General features: G+C 54.4%; 7 protein-coding genes. 2 read left to right on the top strand and 5 right to left on the bottom strand.

All coding sequences use genetic code 11. The features are described from left to right. The 3 genes from RTY00_RS15190 to betI form a co-directional block, all read right to left on the bottom strand. On the bottom strand, positions 1 to 1,211 hold a 1,211-nt coding region (locus RTY00_RS15190), incomplete at its 3' end, for a choline dehydrogenase (protein ID WP_312665007.1). A gap of 28 nt (positions 1,212 to 1,239) precedes the next feature. Then, positions 1,240 to 2,712, bottom strand: a complete 1,473-nt coding sequence (betB, locus tag RTY00_RS15185; protein WP_312665006.1) for a betaine-aldehyde dehydrogenase — start codon at positions 2,710 to 2,712, stop codon at positions 1,240 to 1,242. 13 nt (positions 2,713 to 2,725) lie between these two features. After that, a complete protein-coding gene (gene betI, locus RTY00_RS15180) occupies positions 2,726 to 3,319 on the bottom strand; it encodes a transcriptional regulator BetI (RefSeq protein WP_008106889.1) in 594 nt (197 codons plus the stop codon). Positions 3,320 to 3,574: 255 nt separating this feature from the next. Here betI and RTY00_RS15175 point away from each other — a divergent pair, with 255 nt between their 5' ends. Together RTY00_RS15175 and uvsE are read left to right on the top strand one after the other, a co-directional pair. Further along, positions 3,575 to 5,605, top strand: a complete 2,031-nt coding sequence (locus tag RTY00_RS15175) for a choline transporter (protein ID WP_008106887.1) — start codon at positions 3,575 to 3,577, stop codon at positions 5,603 to 5,605. Positions 5,606 to 5,776: 171 nt separating this feature from the next. Continuing rightward, a complete protein-coding gene (gene uvsE / locus RTY00_RS15170; RefSeq protein WP_312665004.1) occupies positions 5,777 to 6,751 on the top strand; it encodes a UV DNA damage repair endonuclease UvsE in 975 nt (324 codons plus the stop codon). Here the strand turns inward: uvsE and RTY00_RS15165 are convergent. Continuing rightward, the gene (locus RTY00_RS15165; protein ID WP_312665003.1) at positions 6,738 to 7,211 is read right to left on the bottom strand and encodes an OmpA family protein; all 474 of its coding nucleotides are present in this window, start codon (positions 7,209 to 7,211) and stop codon (positions 6,738 to 6,740) included. The genes uvsE and RTY00_RS15165 overlap by 14 nt on opposite strands. Next, positions 7,208 to 7,862 (bottom strand): diguanylate cyclase domain-containing protein (locus RTY00_RS15160; RefSeq protein ID WP_312665002.1); only part of this gene is annotated, 655 nt, incomplete at its 5' end. The genes RTY00_RS15165 and RTY00_RS15160, both read right to left, overlap by 4 nt.

The following is a 7,862-nucleotide window of genomic DNA, read 5'->3' as shown; positions in this document are numbered from 1 at the left end:
GGATCGCGTGATTTCAGGCGCACATGGCCGCGGCTCGGTGAGCGCATCGAACCAACGTGGCACTGGAAACCGTGCGCTTCCACCGCATTCGAACCGTTGTAGTTAATCGCTACCGGCAGGAAGTGATACTGAATATTCGGCCAGCTGAACTCTTCACGGCTGCGGATAAAGCCGCCGCCTTCAAAGTGGTTGCTGGCGCCGACGCCGGTGCCGTTAAACAGCCACTCTGCACCGATTTTCGGTTGGTTCCACCACTTCAATGCCGGATAGAGCGAAACCGGCTCTTTGCACTCATATTGCAGGTACATTTCGAGGTGATCCTGCAAATTCTCGCCCACGCCCGGCAAATCATGCACCAGCGGGATATCGAACTGTTTCAGCAGCTCAGCGGAACCGACACCGGAACGCTGCAGAATCTGCGGCGAGGCGATAGCACCGGCACACAGCAGCACTTCACGGCGCGCATGCGCCTGATGCGACGTATTGCTGGAACCCAGCAGATACTGCACGCCTACCGCGCGTTTGCCTTCAAACAGAATGCGGTCAGTGGTGGCATGAGTGACGATTTTCAGGTTCGGACGCGTTTTTGCGCTATCGAGATAACCGCGCGCGGTGCTGGAGCGGCGACCTTTCGGCGTCACAAAGCGATCCATTGGCCCGAAGCCTTCCTGCTGATAGCCGTTGAGATCGTCAGTGCGCGGATAACCCGCCTGCACGCCGGCTTCAATCATCGCGGCGAACAGCGGATTGTTGCCAGGTTTACAGGTGGTGATGCTCACCGGACCTTCGCCGCCGTGATAATCATTGGCACCGATATCGCGCGTTTCAGATTTGCGATAGTAGGGCAGGCAGTTTAGGTAGCTCCAGTTTTCCAGACCAGGTTCATTGGCCCAGTTATCGAGATCCATCGCGTTACCACGGATGTAGCACATGCCGTTGATCAGCGACGATCCGCCCAAACCTTTACCGCGACCGCACTCCATGCGGCGATTGTTCATGTACGGCTCAGGTTCGGTTTCGTACGCCCAGTTGTAGCGTTTGCCCTGCAGTGGGAAAGCCAGTGCCGCAGGCATCTGCGTGCGGAAGTCGAAGCGGTAATCTGGGCCGCCCGCTTCTAAAAGCAGCACATTAACGCTGCTATCTTCGGTCAGTCTTGTTGCCAAAACGTTCCCTGCGGATCCGGCTCCGATAATGATGTAATCAAATTCCATTAGTCGTTCCTCAGGTTAAAAGCCAAAATTAAAATACGGACTGAAAACGGGTCATTTCGAGCTGCACAGATTTCACCTGCGTGTAGTTTTGCAGCGTCATCAGGCCATTTTCGCGGCCTACACCCGAATGCTTGTAACCGCCCACTGGCATTGCGGCGTCAGATTCGCCCCAGGTATTGATCCAGCAGATACCTGCTTCAATCTGGTGAATCACGCGATGCGCGCGGTTAAGATCCTGCGTCACCACACCAGCAGCCAGGCCAAATTCGGTGGCGTTGGCGCGGCGAACCACTTCTTCTTCACTTTCATAAGTCAGAATCGACATCACCGGCCCGAAGATCTCTTCGCGCACAATGGTCATCTCATCGCGGCAGTCGGTGAACACGGTCGGTTCTACCCATGCGCCGTTATCGAAAGCTGCGCCACTCAGGCGTTTACCGCCGCACAGCAGACGCGCCCCTTCACTGATGCCGGACTCGATGAAGCGCATCACATTGTCGCGATGCGCGAAGCTCACCAGCGGACCGAAGTTGGTATCAGGATGGTTGAGATCGCCCGCCTTAATACGCGCCACGCGCTCGGCGATTTTCGCTTCAAACGCCGCTTGCAACGTAGCCGGGATAAACACGCGCGTGCCGTTGGTGCAAACCTGGCCTGAGCTATAGAAGTTCGCCATCATCGCGATATCAGCGGCGAGGTCGAGATCGGCGTCATCGAAGATGATCAGCGGGGATTTACCGCCCAACTCCATGGTGACGTCTTTCAGTGTTGATCCAGCTGCATTCGCCATCACTTTCTTGCCGCTGGCGACACCGCCGGTGAAGGAAACTTTATCGATGTCCGGATGATCGGTGAGCAGCTGGCCGGTGACCGCGCCGCGACCGTTCAACACGTTGAACACGCCATTCGGCACGCCCGCTTCGGTGTAGATCTCTGCCAGCTTCAGTGCGGTGAGCGGCGTGACTTCGCTCGGTTTGAAAATCATCGCATTACCGGCGGCCAGCGCAGGTGCAGATTTCCACAAGGCGATCTGAATCGGATAGTTCCACGCGCCGATACCAGCCACCACGCCGAGCGGTTCGCGGCGGGTATACACGAAAGAGGTATCGCGGAGTGGGATTTGCTGGCCTTCCAGAGATGGAATCAAGCCCGCGTAGTACTCCAGCACGTCGGCACCGGTCACAATATCCACGTATTGGGTTTCGCTCAGCGGTTTGCCGGTATCGAGGGTCTCCAGCGCGGCCAGCTCGTCGTTGCGTTCACGCAGGATATCGACCGCACGACGCAGAATGCGCGAACGTTCCATGGCGGTCATCGCCGCCCAAACTTTCTGGCCTTTTTTCGCTGCGGCAACGGCGCGATCAACGTCTGCGCGATCGGCTTCATGCACGTCGGCCAGCACTTCGCCGTTTGCCGGATTGATGCTCTGGAATGTGTTACCTGCCGCAGCGGGAACCAATGCGCCATCAATATAAAGGTGTTGCTCGGTGAATCGGGACATGATTTCTCCTTCCTCAGTGATTCTGGTCAGCCAATTGCTGACGAATGAATTGGGTGGTGAGCTGTCTGGCGATAGCCAAATCGAACGGTTTGCCACTGAGCGCCGCGCGCAGCCACAGGCCATCAATCAGCGAGGCGAGGCCATGTGCCGCCAGGCGCGCCTTTTCGCGCGGAATAACGCGACGAAATTCGGCTGCCAGCGTGGAAAACAGACGACGGCTGCTTACGCGTTCTAAGCGGCCCAACTGTGGCTGATGCATGCTGCTGGCCCAGAAATCCAGCCAGGCTTTCATCGCAGCGCTGTGCACCTGCGAATCATCAAAGTTGCCTTCCACGATCGCCAGCAGGCGCGCTTCGGTGCTGGCGTCGGCCAGCGGTTTTAACCTTGCTGCTACCGCATCACGCAGCTGACGGGTTACGTCACGCATCGTGGCTTCCAGCAGACCGTTCTTGTCTTTGAAGTAGTGGCTGATGATGCCTGTCGATACACCAGCACGTCGCGCAATCTGCGCAATGGTGGCGTCGTTGATCCCGACTTCGTTAATGGTGCTCAGGGTCGCATCAATCAGTTGCCGACGACGTATCGGCTGCATTCCCACCTTTGGCATAACACTCCAGCTCCACCGCAATGTAAGGACACTATTAAAACTTTTTTTGATTGCACGTTCAATATAAAAAAGAAATTTGTTAGGATGCTGTACTTGGATTGTTACAAAAACGAAGCGGTGAGTTGAAGGGATCTCAGCAGGTGCGTACTCACGCGCACCTCACGAAAACCGCACCTCCCTCGTAGGGTCGCCATTAATGGCGACCTGATTGAGCTTTTTTGGCACGTACTACAGGAAATTAACCAGAGGTAATCGATGATTAATCCACCTGCCAGTGAAAAAGACAGAATCAATCCTGTGGTGTTTTACACCTCAGCCGGACTGATTCTGACATTTTCACTTGTCACGATTTTTTACAGCGAACTCGCTGCCAGCTGGCTTCTGACCGCCGTCAATTGGGTCACGTCCACGTTTGGCTGGTACTACATGCTCGCTGCCACGCTGTACATCGTGTTCGTCATCTATATGGCGTGTTCGCGCTACGGCGCGATCAAACTCGGGCCGGAGCAATCTAAACCCGAGTTCAGTTTACTGAGCTGGTCGGCGATGCTGTTTGCCGCCGGTATCGGTATTGACCTGATGTTCTTCTCGGTTGCCGAACCGGTAACGCAATATATGCAGCCGCCAGAAGGTGCAGGGCAGACCATGGAAGCCGCGCGTCAGGCGATGGTGTGGACGCTGTTCCACTACGGCGTCACCGGCTGGTCGATGTACGCATTGATGGGCATCGCGCTCGGCTACTTCAGCTATCGCTACAACCTGCCGCTCACCATCCGCTCAGCGCTTTATCCCATTTTCGGCAAACGCATTAATGGCCCGATTGGTCACACGGTGGATATCGCTGCCGTGATCGGCACCATCTTTGGTATCGCTACCACTTTAGGGATTGGTGTGGTGCAGCTGAACTACGGCCTCAACGTGCTGTTCGATGTGCCGGAAGGTTTCACGGCGCAGGCCGCGCTGATTGTGCTGTCGGTGATCATCGCCACCATCTCAGTGACCTCCGGCGTGGACAAAGGTATCCGTATTCTTTCTGAGCTAAACGTCGCGCTGGCGCTGGGCTTGATTCTGTTCGTGCTGTTTATGGGCAAAACCGATTTCCTGCTCAACGCGCTGGTGCTGAACGTTGGTGATTACGTCAATCGCTTTATGGGCATGACGCTTAACACCTTTGCCTTCGACCAGCCACGCGAGTGGATGAATAGCTGGACGCTGTTCTTCTGGGCGTGGTGGGTTGCCTGGTCGCCGTTTGTCGGCTTGTTCCTTGCACGTATCTCGCGCGGGCGTACCATTCGTGAGTTCGTGTTGGGCACGCTGATTATCCCGTTCACCTTTACGCTGCTGTGGCTGTCGGTATTTGGTAACGCGGCGCTGTATGAAATCATCCACGGCGACGCGGGCTTTGCCCAGGAAGTGATGGCGCATGCTGAACGCGGCTTCTATAGCCTGCTGGCGCAGTATCCGGCGTTTAAATTCAGTGCTTCGGTAGCTACCATCACCGGTATGCTGTTCTACGTGACGTCGGCGGATTCCGGTTCGCTGGTGCTGGGTAACTTCACCTCGAAGCTGAAAGACATCAATAGCGATGCACCGAACTGGCTACGTATCTTCTGGTCGATTGCGATTGGTGTGCTGACGATGGGTATGCTGATGACCAACGGTATTTCTGCCTTGCAGAACGCCACGGTGATCATGGGCTTACCGTTTAGCTTTGTGATCTTCTTTGTGATGGCCGGACTGTATAAATCGCTGAAGGTGGAAGATCATCGCCGTGCCAGCGCCAGCCGCGACACTGCGCCGTACATTCCGGCCAGTAACGATCGCCTGAGCTGGAAAAAACGCCTGTCACGCCTGATGAACTATCCGGGTACGCGCTATACGCAGAAAATGATGGAAGAGGTGCTGTTCCCGGCGATGCAGGATGTGGCGAAAGAGCTGGAACTGCGCGGTGGACGTATCTCGCTGGAGCGAGCCGAGCCAGAAGAGGGGCAGCCGCTGGGCCACCTTGATCTGCGTGTGTTGCTGGGCGAAGAGCAGGATTTCGTTTATCAAATCTGGCCGCAACAGTATTCGGTACCGGGCTTTACCTATCGCGCACGCAGCGGTAAGTCGACCTATTACCGTCTGGAAACCTTCCTGCTGGAAGGCAGCCAGGGCAACGATTTGATGGACTACAACAAAGAGCAGGTGATTATCGATATTCTCGATCAGTACGAACGTCACCTGAACTTTATCCATCTGCATCGTGAAGCGCCGGGCAGCAATATGACGTTCCCGGACGTTTGATTTATCCAGGTCGCCATAAATGGCGACCCTACAAAACCACTTGTCTCACCGTAGGGTCGCCATTCATGGCGACCTTCTCATATCGTTCGTAAATGCTTCATTCATGGCTTTGACCCCGTGCACATTCCCAAATAACAGCTAAGCTTTCAGGCTGATTAAATGGGGGATGAAATGAAATTAGGCTTTGCTTGTAAGTATCTGGATCAAAAGGCTAAACAGCCGTATCCCTTCAAAAGCACCACGCGCACGCGCTTTCTGGGTCTTGACGATGATTCACGTATCACAATGCTGAACCAGCTGGCGCAAAACAATCTGCACAATCTCCTTCTCACGCTCGAACAGCTTGCCACTCAACCCGACGCGCTGCGCATGATGCGCATCGGCAGCGATCTTTTGCCGCTATATACCGTGCCGGAAGCCACGCAGCTGTATGGTGAATTATTGTCTGATCTGACACCGTTATTACGTCGCTGTGGCGAGCTGGCGCGAGCCAATAATATCCGTCTGTCATTCCATCCCGGCCAATATACTGTGCTGGCCTCGGATAATGATGGCGTGGTCGATCGTGCCATCGAGGACGTGGAGTATCACGCTACCTGCGCGGTATTAATGGGTTATGGCCGCCAGTTTCAGGATTTCAAAATCAATATCCATATGAACGGTAAAAAGGGCATTGAGGGATTTCGCGCCGCGTTTCTGCGCCTGAGTCCTGAAGCGCGCAATATGCTGACGGTGGAGAATGATGAAATATCCTGTTCGCTGGACGATGTGTTGCAGGCGCGTGAATTGTGTCCGGTGGTGCTGGATATTCATCACCATTGGGTGAAAGAGAATCACTATATTCAGGCAGACGATACGCGCATCGCGCTAATCAAAGAATCGTGGCGCGGAGTAAGGCCAGTTTTGCACTATTCAATTGCGCAGGAAGGTCTGATTCCCGATCACGGTTTCCCTGATCAGCAGGATTTAGCGGTATCGAAAAGCAAACTTCGCGCCCATGCCGATTATTACTTCAATCAAAGCTTAAATGATTGGGCGCTGTCGTTTAACGCCTTCGATATGATGTGCGAAGTGAAGATGAAGAATTTAGCGCGCGACCGCCTTTATGATTATGCGATTGCGCGCCAGATTATCACGGCGCCGTAATCACAATCGCCACGCGGCGATTTTGTGCGCGGTCCTGCGCGTTGTTGTTGCTGGCAATCGGTGCGCTCATGCCTAATCCACGCGTGATAATATTTTCGCGTGGAATCGCTGCGCCTGCTGCCCACTGTGTTGCGACGGCGTTGGCTCTTTTCAATGACAGCTGCTGGTTGTAATCCGCTTTGCCGTAATTATCGGTATGACCGTCGATACGCACATGGTTAATACCGGTCGCCGCCAGATTTTTCGCCATCGACTGAATATTCTCTTTACTGGCAGGAGTGAGTTGCGCTTCGTTGACGCCGAACAGGATTTTGTCCGACAAGCCTAATCCCCAGCCTTCGGTATTTTGGCTGAATCCGGCATTACGCATCGCCGCAATCTGCTCGTCACTGAAACGTCCCTTTGCCTGGCAACCGACCAGCGCTAACACACACATCATCAGGAAAATTTTCATCTTCATATCCGCACCTTACTCATTCCCTTGTTTTTGTACATGTTCATATCTGCGCGTTCCAGAATCGACTCAACGGTATCACCGTGCTGCGACCAGGCGTAACCAATGGTCACCGAGGTAGAAATTGGTGTGCCTTCCGCAATAATGATTTTCTGGCTGATCGACTCGCTAATATCCTGCATCAGCAACTGCAGTTGCGCGTCGCTGGCGCGGCTGCTTACCAGCATGGCAAACTCATCGCCGCCTAATCGGGCGACCAGATCCTGCTTATAAGCCAATGTAGAAAGCCGTGAACCAATAGCTTTTAGCACCTCATCACCGGCCGCATGGCCCCAATTATCGTTGATGCTTTTAAAGCGATCGCCATCGAGAAACAGCAAAACGAAGCGCTCTTTCGCCAATTGCTGATCGAGCAACTGTGTTAAGCGCGCCACAAAGGCGGCGCGATTGGCGAGGCCGGTCAAAGGATCTTCCAGCGCTTTAGCCGCCAGCGTGCGGTTATCGCGCATCAGAGATGCCTGTAGCGTCTGCATCTCGGTCAGCAACGAGTTGAGGTCATTTGAAAACAGCTGAAACTCGCGCGTTGGACTCTCCGGAATACGTAAGGAAAAGTCACCTGAATGGATGACATAGTGAATCGAGCTGGTGATGTTGCGC

Origin of the sequence: Pantoea sp. CTOTU49201, from assembly GCF_032054795.1 — a bacterium.
In the GTDB taxonomy this organism is placed as follows: domain Bacteria; phylum Pseudomonadota; class Gammaproteobacteria; order Enterobacterales; family Enterobacteriaceae; genus Pantoea; species Pantoea symbiotica.
Note: the sequence above shows the minus strand (reverse complement) of the source record. Positions and strands in the feature narration are given on the sequence as shown.